Annotated in this window: 12 protein-coding genes; 2 read left to right on the top strand and 10 right to left on the bottom strand. The window is 59.5% G+C overall.

What is annotated here, in order from left to right:
* Positions 1 to 37: 37 nt before the first annotated feature.
* From ACJ8J4_RS06300 to ACJ8J4_RS06285, 4 genes are all read right to left on the bottom strand, one after another.
* On the bottom strand, positions 38 to 454 hold the full coding sequence (locus ACJ8J4_RS06300) for an RbsD/FucU domain-containing protein (protein ID WP_043138738.1): 417 nt from the start codon (positions 452 to 454) through the stop codon (positions 38 to 40).
* 48 nt (positions 455 to 502) lie between these two features.
* Positions 503 to 1,267 carry an SDR family NAD(P)-dependent oxidoreductase gene (locus tag ACJ8J4_RS06295; protein WP_043138736.1) on the bottom strand — a complete coding sequence of 255 codons (765 nt, stop codon included), beginning with the start codon at positions 1,265 to 1,267 and terminating at the stop codon, positions 503 to 505.
* Between the two features lie 21 nt (positions 1,268 to 1,288).
* Positions 1,289 to 2,524 carry an MFS transporter gene (locus ACJ8J4_RS06290; RefSeq protein ID WP_016927236.1) on the bottom strand — a complete coding sequence of 412 codons (1,236 nt, stop codon included), beginning with the start codon at positions 2,522 to 2,524 and terminating at the stop codon, positions 1,289 to 1,291.
* 270 nt (positions 2,525 to 2,794) lie between these two features.
* A complete protein-coding gene (locus ACJ8J4_RS06285; RefSeq protein ID WP_025303312.1) occupies positions 2,795 to 3,829 on the bottom strand; it encodes a LacI family DNA-binding transcriptional regulator in 1,035 nt (344 codons plus the stop codon).
* A 297-nt stretch (positions 3,830 to 4,126) separates the two neighbouring features.
* Between ACJ8J4_RS06285 and kynA the strand changes: the two genes are divergently transcribed.
* Together kynA and sbmC are read left to right on the top strand one after the other, a co-directional pair.
* A complete protein-coding gene (gene kynA, locus ACJ8J4_RS06280) occupies positions 4,127 to 4,969 on the top strand; it encodes a tryptophan 2,3-dioxygenase (RefSeq protein WP_025303311.1) in 843 nt (280 codons plus the stop codon).
* 23 nt (positions 4,970 to 4,992) lie between these two features.
* Positions 4,993 to 5,460 carry a DNA gyrase inhibitor SbmC gene (gene sbmC / locus ACJ8J4_RS06275; protein ID WP_043138732.1) on the top strand — a complete coding sequence of 156 codons (468 nt, stop codon included), beginning with the start codon at positions 4,993 to 4,995 and terminating at the stop codon, positions 5,458 to 5,460.
* 178 nt (positions 5,461 to 5,638) lie between these two features.
* Here the strand turns inward: sbmC and ACJ8J4_RS06270 are convergent, their stop codons facing one another.
* The 6 genes from ACJ8J4_RS06270 to ACJ8J4_RS06245 form a co-directional block, all read right to left on the bottom strand.
* On the bottom strand, positions 5,639 to 6,016 hold the full coding sequence (locus ACJ8J4_RS06270) for a hypothetical protein (protein ID WP_197836133.1): 378 nt from the start codon (positions 6,014 to 6,016) through the stop codon (positions 5,639 to 5,641).
* 175 nt (positions 6,017 to 6,191) lie between these two features.
* Positions 6,192 to 6,680, bottom strand: a complete 489-nt coding sequence (locus ACJ8J4_RS06265) for a hypothetical protein (RefSeq protein ID WP_071826121.1) — start codon at positions 6,678 to 6,680, stop codon at positions 6,192 to 6,194.
* A 1-nt stretch (position 6,681) separates the two neighbouring features.
* Complete coding sequence (locus tag ACJ8J4_RS06260) at positions 6,682 to 11,103, bottom strand: RHS repeat-associated core domain-containing protein (protein ID WP_264383600.1); 4,422 nt, start codon at positions 11,101 to 11,103, stop codon at positions 6,682 to 6,684.
* Between the two features lie 2 nt (positions 11,104 to 11,105).
* On the bottom strand, positions 11,106 to 11,546 hold the full coding sequence (locus tag ACJ8J4_RS06255; protein ID WP_025303306.1) for a DcrB-related protein: 441 nt from the start codon (positions 11,544 to 11,546) through the stop codon (positions 11,106 to 11,108).
* Between the two features lie 54 nt (positions 11,547 to 11,600).
* Positions 11,601 to 13,529, bottom strand: coding sequence for a type VI secretion system Vgr family protein (locus tag ACJ8J4_RS06250; RefSeq protein WP_197836137.1), 1,929 nt, complete (start codon positions 13,527 to 13,529; stop codon positions 11,601 to 11,603).
* Between the two features lie 142 nt (positions 13,530 to 13,671).
* The gene (locus ACJ8J4_RS06245) at positions 13,672 to 15,117 is read right to left on the bottom strand and encodes a serine/threonine protein kinase (RefSeq protein WP_197836140.1); all 1,446 of its coding nucleotides are present in this window, start codon (positions 15,115 to 15,117) and stop codon (positions 13,672 to 13,674) included.
* Positions 15,118 to 15,163: the final 46 nt, after the last annotated feature.

Below are 15,163 nucleotides of genomic sequence, written 5' to 3'. Positions count from 1 at the left end.
CGGTTGGGGCACAACCGCCATTAACGCAATGGCGTCATCACACCACCGGCGCCACCGTCAGCAGCAGGTTGGCGAAGCGGCGCTGTTCGCCGGAGGCGATCACCAGCAACGTCCGATCCGATTTGACCGCGGCGTAAAACGCCTCGCGCGGCAGGTATTCGATCGGACAATGTTCTGGCAGCAGCTGCCGGTATTCGGCTTCGATAGTGTTGGTGAAGTCCGGCGGGCAGGCCATCAGCGCCGCGCTTTCCACGTTGATGCAGGCCAGCAGTTTTTCCAGGATCGGCGGAGCGGCGAGCGTGCCGGGCGCCAGGTTCAGATAGACCACGGTGGCGTCTTTCGGCGCGTGGGTCATGCAGGCGTAGTTGCCGTCGGCGATCAGCACCTGGGTTTTATGCCCGCATTGCGCCAGCGCGGCGAGCAGCGGCGGGTGGGTGATGGCGGATTTAATCATAAGGCGATACCTGAATAGGGGGCGGCAGCCGTGCCGCCCGCAGCTGAATTACATGCGGTAGATGCCGCCGTTGATATCAAGAGTGGCGCCGGAGATGAAGCCGTCGTATTCCGCTGCCAGAAAGGCGATGGCGCGCGCCACGTCGTCCGGCGTGCCTGCGCGGCCCAGCGGGATGGCGCGAACGGTTTCCTCCGCCGATTCTTGGGTGGTGTGGCGATTATGGAAGCGGGTGCCGAGGATCAGGCCGGGCGCCACCGCGTTTACCCGGATGCCGTGCTCGCCCAGCTCCGCCGCCAGCGAGCGCGTCCAGGTGAGCACCGCGCCCTTGGTGGCGGAATAGACCAGCGAGCCGGAGTGGCCGCCGGCGCGGCCGGCCTGCGAGGCCAGGTTGACGATGCTGGCGCCGTTTGCCGCCGCCTTCAGGAACGGTAGCGCGCTCTGCGTCACGTTCAGCATGGTGGTCATGTTCACGTCGATCACGGTTTGCCAGAAGGCGCGGTCGATCTCGCCCAGCCATTTGCGCCCGACGATGCCGCCGACGTTATTGACCAGAATATCGATGCCGCCGAGAAACTCGGCGCCGGCCGCGACGCAGCGCAGCGTTTCGTCGGTATCGATGAGATCGGCGTAGCCGTAAGCGGCTTTTTGCCCCAGAGAATGGGCCAGCGCCACCAGCGCCTTGGGGCCGCTTTCGTCGCTGTGATAGTGAAAATAGATGTCGCAACCGGCCTTGATCAGCCGCTCCGCAGTGGCGCGGCCAATGCCCTGTTCCGCTCCGGTGATAAAGACCTTTTTGCCCGCAAGATCGCCCATGATTGACTCCTTATTGGTTCGTTAAGAATTGATGACGCCTTCACGCTGTTTGGCGCAGTAGAAAATGCAGATCAGCCCGGTGGCCAGCAGGCACGAGGCCAGGAAAAACAGCCCCGGCGCGCTGCTGCCGGTCAGATCGTTCAGCACGCCCACCGCATAGGGGGCGACAAAACCGCCGATATTGCCGATGCAGCTGACCACCGCCAGCCCGGCGGCCGCAGCCGCGCCGGTGGAGATATTGGCGGGCATGGATAAAAACGGCGGCACGGCGGTGTAGATACCGATGGCGGCGATGCACAGGAACGACAGCGCGACGAGCGGGTCGTATTTAAAAAACGTCACCGCCCCCATCAGGCCGATGGCGGCAACCACCATGCTGAGGCCGGCAAATACGCCGAGCTTTTTGGTTTTGCTGGCCCACAGGCTCCACGGATAGACCAGCAGCGCGGCCAGGCCGTAGGGAATGAGCGCCAGTAGGCTGACGCGGAAGATATCGCCGCCGGAGAGGGCGCTGATGATCGACGGCAGCCAGGTGCCGAAGCCATAAATGCCGCACACCATGCCGAAGTTGAGCAGCGCGTAGAGCAGGTATTTCTTGTTTTTAATCCCCTTCAGGAAGTCAGCCAGCGTGATTTTAGAGCCGGATTTGGAGCGGCCGGCGTTGCTCATCAGCCAGGCTTTTTCCTCCACGTTCAGATAGCCGACGTCTTTGGGGGAGTTCTTGATCAGGAACGGGATCAGCAGGCCGATGACGATCGGCGGCAGCCCTTCGAGGATAAACAGCAGCTGCCAGGGGGCGAACCCGAACCAGTCATGCTGAATATTGAGAATAAAGCCGGAAATCGGCGAGCCGACCGCGTTGGACAGCGGCTGGACGATGATAAACATGCCGAGAATTTTGGTGCGGTATTTCTCCGGAAAGAAAACCGTGAAGTAATACACCACCGAGGGAAAGAAACCGGCTTCGCACACGCCCAGCATAAAACGGCAAATATACAGCTCCAGCGGCGTGCGCACAAAACCGAGCAGGGTCGCGAAGATGCCCCAGGAAATTAATATTCTGGCGAACCAGATGCGCGGGCCAAATTTAATGGTGCCGGCGTTGCTGGGTATTTCAAACAAGAAATAGCCGATAAAGAAAATCCCGGAGGCGAAGCCGAAAGCCGAGGCGGTCAATCCCAGATTATCTTCCAACGCTTTAGCGGCGTAGGCCATATTGTTGCGGTCGAGAAAGGCCAGGAAATACAATAAGATCATGAGGGGGACAATATGCAGCGTCAATTTCCTGATGGCGCTGCGTTCAATATCCGTTGGCATTGTTTTTTTCATCATGGTTTTTCCCATGTGGTTAATCGGAATAATAGCGGCCCAGCCCAAAGTCATGAGCGGCGTGCTGAATAACGACGTTGCGTGCATAAAAGCGTCGCGCCGTTTATTTATTGCGACGATTCTATTTTTTCTGCTTTTAGCTGCGACGATCCGGACGATGCCGGCTGCGCATCGTCTGGGAAAGTCGTTTTTACCGTATTAACCGGCGGTTTTGACCGAGCGCCGGCTGATGACCGACGGCGGGAAGAGAAACTCGCCGGGCGGTTGCAAATCATTGTTGATACGGCCGATCAGGCGTTCGACCATCAGCTGCGCCATCTCCGCCAGCGGTGGGCCAATCGACGTCAACCCCGGTTCGGCCAGGCCGGCCAGCGCGATATTATCGATGCCGATCACCGAGATGTCTGCGGGCACCTGGATGCCGGCGGCGCGCAGGCCCACCATCAGCCCGATGCCCAGCGCATCGTTAATCGCCACGATGCCGTCCGGGCGCGGTGCCAACGCGAGAACGCGCGGCGCCAGCGTCAGCCCCAATTCGAACATTTCCGTGTCGCCGTAGGCGCTGTTGGCTTTGCCTTCGATCACCCGTTGGCGTTCGCTCAGGCTGTGCCCCAGCGCGCTCAGAAAACCGTCGATCTTGTGGCTGCGCCCGACGGTTAGCGTCGCTTCGGTGGCGAACACGATGTGTCGGCAGCCGCGCTCGAGCAGGTGCTGCGCGGCCAGGCGCCCGGCGGCGATATTGTCCATCGACACGCTGTCGAACAGTCGGGTATCGGTGGCCATCGGCTCGGCGAACGGGCTGTCGTAGCTGACAATCTTCATGCCTCGCTCGGCGGCCCGAACAAAATGAGTCTGGCGAATGTCGCTCGCCGCTACGATGATGCCGCGCACGCCGTGCAGGAACATATCGTCGATAAACGCGGCTTCTTCCTGTTCCTGGCGGTAGGCGTTGCCGAGCAAAACGCGGTAACGGTGAACCCGCGCCGCGCCGTCGACCGCATGCGCCAGCGCCGAAAAGCTCGGGTTGACGATCGACGGCAGCAGCAGGCCGATGATCTTCGCCTGCGGCGCGGGCACCGCCGCTCGGGCCGGCCGGTATCCCAGGGTTTCCATCGCCCGTTCGATGCGCTCACGGGTCTGCGCGCTCATCTGGTGGCTGCGATTGTTCAGCAGGTTCGACACGCTGCTGATGGACACGCCGGCCAACCGCGCCACATCACGAATATTTGCCATTTGCCGATACCTTGCTGCCTGCCGTTAGCCTGCAATCTATAAGGGAAGCCGGCCGCAGGCAAGCTGGAACCGGGGCGCTGCGCACATGGGATTGCGCATTTGTGAGAATCGTCAGGCGGCAGCCGTGTTGTTTACTAAACAACACAGGGGGAGAGGGGCAATGTGTTAACGCAGATGAGTGAGATCTGCGAAGCACCTCTCGTTTATCGCCCTTCGGGGCGGCGGGTTCTGTACTATTGTTTTCTCTTTGCGGCACGTTCCAGGCCGATGGGGCGCTGGGCGCAACGGAGAGAACAGATGAACAAACGGGAATTAGAAAGCGCGATTGTCACCGATTTTTCCAAACGCATGAGCTATGGCGACTACCTGTGCCTGGACTCGCTGCTGGACTGCCAGCACCCACTCTCCAACCCGCCGCATCATGACGAAATGCTGTTCGTGATACAGCACCAAACCTCCGAGCTGTGGATGAAGCTGATGCTGCACGAGCTGCAGGCGGCGGTGCGGCTGGTGCAGCAGGACAAACTCAGCCACTGTTTCAAAATCCTCGCGCGCGTCAAACAGATCCAGCGGCTGCTGTTCGAACAGTGGGCGGTGCTGGAAACGCTGACGCCGTCGGAGTACGTCGAGTTTCGCGACGTGCTGGGCAGCTCATCGGGCTTCCAGTCGCACCAATACCGATCGATCGAGTTCCTGCTCGGCAACAAGAACGCCGCCATGCTGGCGGTGTTTAGCAGCGATGCGGAAAAGCACGCCGCGCTGAAGGCGATCCTCGAAGCGCCGAGCCTGTACGACGAATACTTGCTGTACCTGGCACGCCACGGCCTGCCGATCCCGCAGGAGTGCCTCGAGCGTGACTGGACGCAGCCCTACCAGCGCAACCCGGATCTGCTGCCGGCGTTCAAAGTGATCTACGACAACCCGCAGACCTACTGGGAAGCCTATGAAATGGCGGAGAAGCTGGTGGATATCGAGGAGAGTTTCCATCTGTGGCGTTTCCGCCATATGAAAACGGTGGAGCGGATCATTGGCTTTAAGTCAGGTACCGGCGGTTCCAGCGGCGTCAGCTTCCTGAAAAAGGCGTTGGATCTGACCTTTTTCCCCGAGCTGCTGGACGTGCGCACCGAAATCGGTGCCTGAAATAACGTGGGAGGATAAGGGCGATGAGCGTGAGGATTATCGATAAAGCGGCGGAGAAGGTGGTGGGAGTGAGAGTCGTGGGGCCGTATCCGCAGACCATCCCGCAGGGCTCGCAGCAACTGCTGGCATGGCGGAAACGCCAAGGCGTGCCGTTTGGCAAATGGCTGGTGCTGTATTGGGACGATCCGGCGGAAGTGGCGCCGGAAAAGCTGCGTGCCGACGTAGTGATAAGCGTGGCGGACGATTTCGCGCTGCCGGCGGGCAGCGAGGGCGTGACCGTGCAGACGCTGCCCGCCGGGCAGTATGCGGTCTACCACGTGCGCATCAGCGATGGCGATTTCGAGCGGGTGTGGGGCGAGTTCTATCAGAAGCTGCTGCCGGCCAGCGGCTACCAGCCGGTTGAGGGGGTGAGCTATGAGCACTATCTCAACGACTGCGAGGCCGACGGCTATTTCGACCTCGAGATTTACCAGACGGTGAAGAAGTGGTGAGGGGGCTAACGGCGCGGTAGCATATCAAAAGGCTCTTTGGGAGCCTTTTGATGGGATATTTAAAGATTCATTTAAAAGAGGAACAGTCATAAGATAATTATTCCATGTCTATATCATAGAATGTATATTTAAGGTTTTTATAAACCTACTGTTTTCAGCAAGCGCCCCTAATAGAGCGCTAGTGAAAAATGAAACCCAGCAACTTTATCTTATATCTTGCTGGTTGTGATTCACCCGTCGCCGTGATTATTGTTATTCTGTTTTTGTGCATTTCCGACTCTACTTTCTGAATATAGATATCCAGATTTTCATTTTTATATGAAGGTATTGGGTCATATGGGTACTCTATGACTTTTATCCCGCTTATTTTTTCTGCGATCGCCTTCCTGATGTTTTCATCTATATCCCATATGGGTATCGCAGAGCTGTTATCATAAAGTACTTTTTCGTTAGAGTTAGGGATGGATACTTCTTTTTTAAATAAACGAAACTGCTCTTCGTTACCATTAAACAGTTGGCTGTTTGATGGGGTAATGACAATTTTCTCTTTGTTCATAATATTTAAATAGATCTAATGAATAAATGATTCATGCCTTTATTGATTGTTAGTGTGCGAAGTGAAGATGTAATTATTTGCGATATTCGAGGGGGGGGTGAAAAATCACACACACTCTGCATTATGGAATGAGTGTGTGAATTTTATATAATATTGTGGATGAGTTTCCTCTTTTTTAATAAATTATGTTATTCCTTTTGCAATATTTTCGCCATTCATCCTCAGTATGAAATGCACTGCGATAGTTGCACACTATTGTTCCCGTTAAATTATGTGGGTCATAAGCAGCGTCAATATGCCCCCATGAACCACTAACTGGAAGTTGTATATGAGTTTTTTCATAAAACCATGTTCGAAGATTTTTGGTAATAGCACCTTCTACTTTTTTTTGTATTCCCATCATGAGTTTTTCAGGCGCAAAACGCCAACTGCAAAGCACTGCATCTGTAATGAAGGCCCCGGAGAAGTCGGCAATTATATATATATCGCCGGCTTTTTCTTTTTTTGTACTGATTATTGTTCTGTATGATGTAGTCCTACCATCTGACTTTTCTGGCCAACCCTCCCACAATCTGGAGCCTTTTATTAGCATTTCTCGGGTTGTCGCTGTACCTAGCGTTATTCCCGCGAGTTCTAGTGTTCCGTCATAAGTATCTAGTTGCATTTTACAATCCAATTTCAAAAGGCTTATCAATTGGCTCAAGAACAGTTTTATAGTTAGAAAGGAAAAATTGAGTTCCTCCGCCTTCGCCGAATCTCGTTGGGTCTTGAGATATCGCTTTACCTGTTCCTGCAATCGTTTCTCTTTTTACTCTATATGCTTGTATTTTAGATCTATAACCAAATTTTTCATGTGGAAGCACCTGCAAACTTTCCCATAGCTTGGCTCTACTGCCACCTGCAGCATCTAGCGTCGCCTTGTTGAAGTAAAAACCAGATTGCCCTGGAGCGCCGCCATAAACAATGTCACCTTCTTTCAACATGATATTTGACCAAGAGTCTCGTCCTTTGTAGATACCTCGACCTTGCCATTGTCGACCAAAAGCTGCCTGATTATGATCGTTGGCTTTGGTTGCTGCGCATCGTGGCTTCCATCCCCAAGGATCCACCCAACCCAGCGGATTCGGCGCGTATTGGTACAGGTTGATCCCGCCGGCCAAACCTATCGGATCGTGCTGGGTAAATCTGCCGATATCCGGATCGTAATAGCGGAACAAATTGTAGTGCAATCCCGTTTCCCGATCCAGGTATTGCCCCTGCAGGCGCAGGTTTTGGGAATAATCCAGATCTTGCTGATTTTCCTCATACTTTATGCGGCCCCAGGCGCTGCTGTGACTCTGCCAGCGCAGCGTTCCGTCGCTGTCGGTCAGGCTTTCCGGTTCGCCGTTCGGCGCCGTGTGGAAGTAAAATACTTGGGCCGGCGTGTGGCCGTCGATGCGCGCCAAAGGTTCATAGCTGCCCTGATCGGCATAGACATAGGTGAGGGGCATGCCGTCGCGAGTTTCCTGCAGCAGCCGGAAACCTTCCCACAAAAACGTGGTGGTTTGGCATTTGCCGGCCGGTTGGCGCAGATCCTGACTTTGCTGCCACACCCGCTTTTGCGTGCGCCGCCCGAGCGGATCATAGTGGAACTGCACATGCTGCTGGGCTTCGCTGCGATGTTGGCTGTAGCGCACCACCTCGCAGAGGCGATGATCGGCGTCGTAGAGATATTGCCAACGGTAGTGGCCTTTGCGTTTTTCCACCGTGCGGCCAAAGACATCGTATCGGTAATCAATTCCCTGATAATGCAGTACGCGGTTGTGCCGCTGGCGGAATTGCCCCTCATCCAGCAGGTTGGATGCCGGATCGTACCGGTAGCGCTCGGTATCCGGCAGCGTGCCGTCCCGGCTCAGCAATCGACAGGTGGCATCGTACTGATAACGCTGGTAGGAGAACGGGTTGGCGTTGTGTTCTTCGCGCGTCAGGTTGTTTTGATAGTCGTAGGACCACTGGCGCGAGCTGCTGGCCGGCGCCGGGCGCTGGCGGTTGTCATTGAAGATCTCCCGCCGGTCTTTGCGCCCCAGCCGATCATAATGCACTCGGCTGGTCAGGCGACCCTGCGTACGGCTCAGCTCGCGGTGCAGATTGTCACGCTCGAACTCGCTGAGGGTGATATCGTCCAGCGCCAGCTGCAGCAGGTGGCCGCTGCCGTAGTACAGCGCGCGCAGCGCGCGTCCGTCGGGCAAGGTGGTTTGCGTGCGGTTACCCATCGGATCGTAATCATAGCGCAGCGTACCGTTGGCACCTTGTTCACGGGTTACCCGCCCCAGCAAGTCATAGTCAAAACTGACCTCGCTCTGAGCCGTTGTCGGCTCGTCATGCCATGCGTTGCCGCGGTCACTGGCGGCATGCAGCAGTTGGCCGAGCGGACTGTAGCGGTAGCGGGTTTCTCCATCGGGCGTCTGTTTGCTCACCAGTTGGCCGGCGCCGTCATGGTTGAAATAGTGCGAGAAGGCGGCGGAGGTATTGGCGGCGAAGCGGCGCTCGACGACCCGGCGGCATTCGTCGTAACGATAGCGGGTGCTGACGCCGTCCAACCCGATTTCTTCCTGCAACAGATTGCAGGCCGTCCAATGGAACAGGTAACTTTCGGCATTCTCGTTGCGCAGCGCCGTTAATCTGCCGCGGGCGTCGTAGTGGCGCACCACCTCGCCATCGAGCGGATTGCGCGTGGCCAGCAGGCGGCCGGCTGCGTCATAGCGATAATGCGTCAGGCGCCCATCGGCCCCCTGATAGCGATCCAGCTGGCCCTGCGCGTTCCAGCTCAGCGTCTCTTGCCAGCCCTCGGCGCGCTGCAGCTGTGTCAGGCGGCCGGCGGCATCGTAGCGGTAATGGACGCGTTCGCCGGCGGCGTCGGTCACCTCGCTGAGCCAGCCTTGAGCCGTATATTTGTAGAGGGTTTGTTTGCCGGAGCAATCGCGGGCGCGCAATAATTGCCCGTGCTCATCATAAGCGAAATGGCTGATGCCGCCGTTGGCGTCGACGGCTTGCACCACCTGGCCATAGCCATCGCGCAGGTAGCGCTGGGTATGGCCGAGCGCATCGATCTCGGCAATCAAGGCATGGCGCTCGTCGTAGTAGAAATGCTGTGTGGCGCCGTTGGGCTCCTTGACGCTGATCGGCAGTGCGCGCTGCGGTAGCCAACCGGTGAGGCGGATATGGCCGAGCGGATCCTCTTCCTCGACCAGATTACCGGCTTCATCGTAGCGGAAATGCCAGCCGTGGCCGAGCGGATCGCGCGTGGCGATCAGCATGTCTTCGTCATTCCATTGGTAATGCCAGACCTCACCACGCTCGTCGGTATATTCGACGATCAGCCGTTGGGCGTTCCAGCGGTGCTGGTGCCGCAAGCCGTCATTCTCGGTGACCGTCGTTAACCCGGCGGCCAAATCGTAGTCGATTGTACAGCCGCCGCCGGCGCTGTCGCGGTGTTCCACCACGCGCCAGTCGTCGAACATCGCCCAGTGATACTCGAAGCTGGGCCCACCGGCCTGTTGGTGGCGGGTCAGCAGGTGTTGGGCGTTATAGTGAAATTCGCGTGTGACCAGGCCGCCGGCGTCGATCACCTGATGCAGATCGCCGCCGTCGTCATAACGGTAGCGCACGCGTGGTTCGTCGTTATGCCGCAAGGCGGTGACGCGATCGTCGAAGCGCGGATCGCCGTATTCCAGCCGCAATGTCATGGTGCCGGCGCTGTCGACGATGTGGCTCAGGCGCTGTCGTTCGTCGTAGTTCAGCAGCAGCGCATTATCGTACTCATCGCTCAACGACACCAGCCTCAGGCGGGAAGGGGTCTGCGGCAGCGGCACGAACAGCCGCCAGACGCTGCCGTCGGTGTCGGCGATCAGCAGCTGTCCCTCTTCACCGCGGCGGAACATCAGCCCTTCACCGGCGCTGAAGCTCGGCTGGTTCACCTCAGGCAGCGGGAAGCGTAGCTCACGACCGGTTTCATCATGCAGGCAACACTCAATGACGCCGTCCCGGTCGTTAAGATCGACCCAAATTTCAAAAGGCGTGCGCCAGCCGTGGCCAAACAGTCCCTGATAGCCATTGCGGCTGTTGTAATTGCGCTGCCAGATCAGCGGAAAGCGCGCCGGCAGCAACAGGTCCAGATCTTCTTCGTCGTTCAATACCTTGGCGCCGGTGGCGGCATGCACCGGGTTAAAGGCGGCGTGGATCGCTTCGCCGAGGGCGTTAACGCCCGCCGCCGCCAGACCGCCGCCGATCATGCAAGGCAGGTTCTTAACCAGCTTGGCCGGATTACCGAGCAGCAGCGGCAGCACGGTCAGCGCCAAACCGATACCCGGCAGCTTGCCGCTCTTGATGTCGCGTACCACCACCGTGCCGCCGCCGATCTGCACATTTTTGGAGACGTCGGTCGAGACTTTCGCCTCGCAGGTTGAACGGTCATTGCTGCGTACGGCCGGTTGGCCGTTGATAAATACTTTACTGGAGCCTTCCGCCAGGTATTGCGGAAGCGGGTGTTTGTCGCAGCTGATTTTATCTTCTTCCAGCGGTTGGCTGGGCTGGCTGGGGCCGGCGACGCCGGGCTGCCATAGCTGCGAGAGGATATTACCGCCGGCGGCCAGCAGCTCGGCGCCATAATCCCAGAAGCTTTGCGGCGGCTGTGGCGCCGGTAACGCTTTGATCTCTGCGGGCGTGAGTAAACGACCTGCGGCGCGTGCCGCCGGTTTGGCGTTGGTGAAGACGTTGGGGGAGCCCGTGAGAATGACGCCGGAGACGGAAGGCGGGAAGAGCCAGTTGGCCACGGCGTCGCAGCCGTTGCTGATATGTTCTCCGACGCCGGTCAGGCTGGTGGCAAAACCGACGATCAGCCCGGCGCCGACGCAGCCGGAGGCCGCCGTCGCCGCTGCGCCGAGCACCGCCACCCCTGCCAATGCCGGCGCTGCGGCGGCGGCGGCTGCGGACACGGCGGCGGTCGCCACCGCATACACCGCGACTTCGGCGACGGCGCTGGCGATGTCCGCCAACGCGCTGGTGTGGATCAGTTCATCATCCTTTCTTGCTGCCCAGATCTCAGCCATGGCTATTGTTCACTGTGTTCGGTCAAGACCAGCGACGCTTTCACCTGCTGCCAGTGAGCGTCATCCTCGGGGGTGAAGGGGCGCATGGCGGCATAGGTGACGATCAGTAACGTCTGGCTCTCGTCCGGCTGCACCGCCAACTGATGCTGATGATGGTGGTGTCCGGCGCGGATAAAGCGACTGGTGACTTCAATCGCCTTGAGATGGCCCTGCGGCCCGGCGCTGATGCGCCGGCGCGGCGACTGTTGCAAATCGCTGATCTGTGGCAGCAGTGCTTGCCACTGCTTCTCGAATTCGTCCTCCAGCGTGGCACCTTGCGGAATGATGCCGCGGGTGATGACCAGCGAGGCGCCGGTTTGCGGGTTTTTGAGAATATTGACCGTGCAGTCCTGCCAGGCGATGGCGGGGAGGGTGAAATGGCCTTCCTGGAAAAGGTAATCCATGGATGTCCTTGCAAGTAATCAGGGGAAAGGACGCGGCGCAGGGCCGCGTCGGCATCAGGATTTCGGGAACAGCTGATCGACGGCGCTCCGGATTGCCGCCTGATGGCCACCGCCCGGTGCGGCGGTGCGCGCGGCGCCGCCAGGCTGGTTGAGATCCAGCTGGCCGCCGGTATTGATCTCTCCGTCCTCTTTCACCGTGATATTGAAGCTGGTGCCGGTGATGTTGATTTGGCCGTTCGCCAGCAGTTCGATCACGCTTTCGCCGCACTCGAGCCGCAGCGATTCGCCGGAGCCGAGGGTAAAGGCGTTAACCACGGCGTCGCTGCGCGTTTTGCCGGTCAGCGCGGAGGATTCGCCTTTGACGCCGGTTGCCTGATTGAGCACCACCCGTTTGATCTGGTTACCGCCCACCAGATGCGTGTGGTCGTTAGCGATGGTGTGGCTTTCATCGTTTTTCACCTGGGTGTCCATGTTGCGCTCCGCCTGGATCCACACTTGTTCGGCGCCGGCCTTGTCTTCGAAACGCAGGGCGTTGGCGTTGTCGGCGGTGCCGTCCTTGGTGCGGCTCATAAAGCCCATCTGGGTGGCGGCGGCCGGCAGCGCCCACGGCGGCATGCTGGCTTCGTTATAGACGCGCCCGGTGACGATCGGCCGATCCGGATCGCCGTTGATAAAGTCCACCACCACTTCGTCGTTCACGCGCGGGATCTGCACGCCGCCGTAGCCTTGGCCGGCCCAGGCGCTGGAGACGCGCACCCAGCAGGAGCTGCCGTCGTCTTTCGGCCCGAAGCGGTCCCAGTGGAACTTCACCTTGATGCGGCCGTATTTGTCGGTCCAAATCGATTCGCCGGCCGGGCCGACCACCCGGGCGGTCTGCGGCCCGTGGGTTTTCGGCCAGGTAGCCTGCTGCGGCGGGTGCCAGGGCACGTCCGCCGGTAGCACGATGAAGTCGATACGGTGTTCGCTGCTCTGATCGTCGCCGCTGGCATAGCGGTTCTCTTTCAGATGGTAGTTGGCCTGCAGCGTCAGGTACTCGCGGTTGTCGTCGGCGTGCGGGGCGTTATACAGCGTAAAGGTGCTGCCGGGAGCAATGCCCAGCGCGGTGGCGGTACCGCGGATCTGCTGATGTTCGGCCTGCCAGGCCTCCTGGCGCACGCGGGCGTAGAACTCCCCCTGCTGATGCTCGGTGTAGCGGCCCGGCCAGTCGTAAACGTCGATCTGCCCCGGCGTCGGCGAGACCGGGTTTTGCCGTGCCTGGAACAGCCAGGCGTTCGGCTTGCGGAAATCGTAGTCGTCCAGGCTGTAGATACCCGGCGTGACGCGATCGGACAACGTCCACTGGCTGATGCCTTCCTCGCTGGTGCTGCCGCCGGACGGCGTCAGGTGGTAGGGGATCATCTCATAGCCGGGATAGGGCTGGTGGTGGTGGGGGGCGTCCCCGAGCACCAGCGTGTGTTTGCCCATCTCGTGTTTGAAATAATAATAGATGCCCTCCAGCTCCATCAGGCGGCTGATGAAGTTGAAACTGCTTTCGTTGTACTGCACGCAGTAGCTCCACAGGCGATAGTCGCCGGTCAGCTGATCTTCCAGCTGCACGTTGTGCTCCGCCAGCAGGGTCTTGACGATCTGCGGCACCGTCTGTTCCTGGAAGATGCGGAAGTTGCGGTCCTTGGTCATCGGCCAGAGATCCGGCTGCACGTGCAGGTTATACACCGCGTAGCGCGTGCCGCCGATCTCTTCGCTGCTGACGGCGATGGCGGTGATCTTGCCGTTCAGGTAGCGCGGGGCGCTGAGGAAGCCCTGGGTTGGGATCTCCAGCGTCAGCGGTTGGCCGAGCAGCGCTTTGCGATCGAGCCGCGCGTCGGTGCTCAGCAATTCAATAGAGAAGTCAAAAGGGGTGGAAAGCGCTTCGATACCGTCCAGTGAGCGGAACAACAGTTGCTCCTGGCCCAGCGGCGTGTGCGCAATAATGCGGTCCAACATGAGAACGTCCTCTGTGATTGACGTCATGCCCTGCATACTCCGGCGTTGCAGCGGCCTTGCCGCGCGGCCAATGAGGATGGGCAGTGGTGCGTCAGTCTCATGAAATAGGGAAACCCCGCCGCGGCGGAGTTTCAGAACGGGATTAACCGGCGGTGGCCGGATTGACCAGCCAGGTGCCGGCGGTGTCGATGCTGAGTTGCTGCCGGCGGAGTCGATCGTCGTGGCGGATTTCCAGCTGATAGCGGCCCGGCGCCAGGTTCAGGCTGGCGAAGCCGTTTGCGCCCGGCGTCACCTGCTGCGGCTTGCCGTCGAGGCTGACCTGTTCGCCCGGTTGCAGTTTGAAGTACACCAACGCCACCGGCTGCGGTGGCGGTGCCACCTTTTCAGGTTCCGCGGCTGCAGGCTGCGCGGTTTGCGGCGCGCTCGGCTGTTCCGCCAGGGTTTTCCGCGCCGGTGACGCCTCAGTGTTTTGGGTCACGGCCTGGGTATCGTCCTCGCCGCCGCTCAGCCAGGCGACGGCACCGATCACCAGCAGCGCAGCGACGCCGGCGCCGGCCATCATCGGCCGCGAGAATTGGGTGCCGCGCGCGGTAACGGCGCCGGCGGCGGCCGCAGCGGCAGCCGGGTTGGCGGCGACCAGCAGGTTCTCCGGTGCAGCCGCAGGGGTGCTGATGATTTCGTTCTCATCGGCGATTGGCAGATGCAGCAGCTCGGCCATTTCATCGATGGTCTGCGGGCGGTCTTCCGGCTTCAGCGCCAGCGCGCGATCGACGGTGCGCAGCAGCTCCGGCGAGTAACCGGCGGGGCGGCGCTCGGCCAGCGGCTGGTAGCTGTCTTCGATGCTGCGCACCACGCTGACCGGCGGCGGCGAACCGACGATCAGCGTGTGCAGCACGGCGCCCAGCGCGTAGATATCGGTCCAGGGCCCCTGTTCGCCGTCGCTGTTCTCGGTGTACTGCTCGATCGGCGCGAAGCCCGGTTTGAGCATGATCTCCGTTTCGTCTGACAGGTTGCCGATCTCTTTACGCGCCGATCCGAAGTCCAGCAGCACCGGCAGTTGGCTTTCCTGGATCTGGATGTTATCCAGCGAAATGTCGCGGTGCAGATAGCCTTCCTGGTGGATGGTGTTGATGGCGCTGAACAGCGGCGGCAGCAGCCGCCGGATCCACGCCTCGTCGATTTTCTCCGGTTGCTGCGCCTGCAGGTTCTTCAGCGTGGTGCCGCTGTAAAACTGGGTGCCCATGTAGGCGGTGCCGTTCTCTTCCCAGAAGCGCAACACGTGCAGCAGGCCGGGGTGCGAGAAGCGCGCCAGCAGACGCGCCTCCTGAATAAAGCTGTTCAGCCCGGCCTGGAAGGTTTTGCTGAAGCGTTCACCGCGCAGCCCGATGCTGAGATCGTCGTTGCGTTTCGCCAGCGAGGTTGGCATGTACTCCTTGATGGCGATGGTGCGTTCCAGTTGGTGATCGTAGGCGCGGTAGACGATGCCGAAGCCGCCTTCGCCGATCGCTTCCTGGATCTCGAATTCATTGAATCGATAGCCGCTCGGCAGGCTGTTCGAATTCGGTTTGGTTATCCCGGTTCCCGACATAGTGATGACTCTCTGTGTTCAAAGGGCCGCCGTCTCGGCGGCCGCG

It is taken from the genome of Serratia sp. CY47280 (assembly GCF_052168655.1).
GTDB lineage: Bacteria > Pseudomonadota > Gammaproteobacteria > Enterobacterales > Enterobacteriaceae > Serratia > Serratia bockelmannii.
This window is presented reverse-complemented; position numbering and strand designations above follow the sequence as displayed.

Coding starts and splice junctions, on each gene's coding strand:
- ACJ8J4_RS06265 (WP_071826121.1), bottom strand. CDS start 6,680: ATGCAACTAGATACTTATGACGGAACACTAGAACTCGCGGGAATAACG.
- ACJ8J4_RS06260 (WP_264383600.1), bottom strand. CDS start 11,103: ATGGCTGAGATCTGGGCAGCAAGAAAGGATGATGAACTGATCCACACC.
- sbmC (WP_043138732.1), top strand. CDS start 4,993: ATGAGCGTGAGGATTATCGATAAAGCGGCGGAGAAGGTGGTGGGAGTG.
- ACJ8J4_RS06295 (WP_043138736.1), bottom strand. CDS start 1,267: ATGGGCGATCTTGCGGGCAAAAAGGTCTTTATCACCGGAGCGGAACAG.
- ACJ8J4_RS06300 (WP_043138738.1), bottom strand. CDS start 454: ATGATTAAATCCGCCATCACCCACCCGCCGCTGCTCGCCGCGCTGGCG.
- ACJ8J4_RS06290 (WP_016927236.1), bottom strand. CDS start 2,524: ATGATCTTATTGTATTTCCTGGCCTTTCTCGACCGCAACAATATGGCC.
- kynA (WP_025303311.1), top strand. CDS start 4,127: ATGAACAAACGGGAATTAGAAAGCGCGATTGTCACCGATTTTTCCAAA.
- ACJ8J4_RS06270 (WP_197836133.1), bottom strand. CDS start 6,016: ATGAACAAAGAGAAAATTGTCATTACCCCATCAAACAGCCAACTGTTT.
- ACJ8J4_RS06250 (WP_197836137.1), bottom strand. CDS start 13,529: ATGTTGGACCGCATTATTGCGCACACGCCGCTGGGCCAGGAGCAACTG.
- ACJ8J4_RS06285 (WP_025303312.1), bottom strand. CDS start 3,829: ATGGCAAATATTCGTGATGTGGCGCGGTTGGCCGGCGTGTCCATCAGC.
- ACJ8J4_RS06255 (WP_025303306.1), bottom strand. CDS start 11,546: ATGGATTACCTTTTCCAGGAAGGCCATTTCACCCTCCCCGCCATCGCC.
- ACJ8J4_RS06245 (WP_197836140.1), bottom strand. CDS start 15,117: ATGTCGGGAACCGGGATAACCAAACCGAATTCGAACAGCCTGCCGAGC.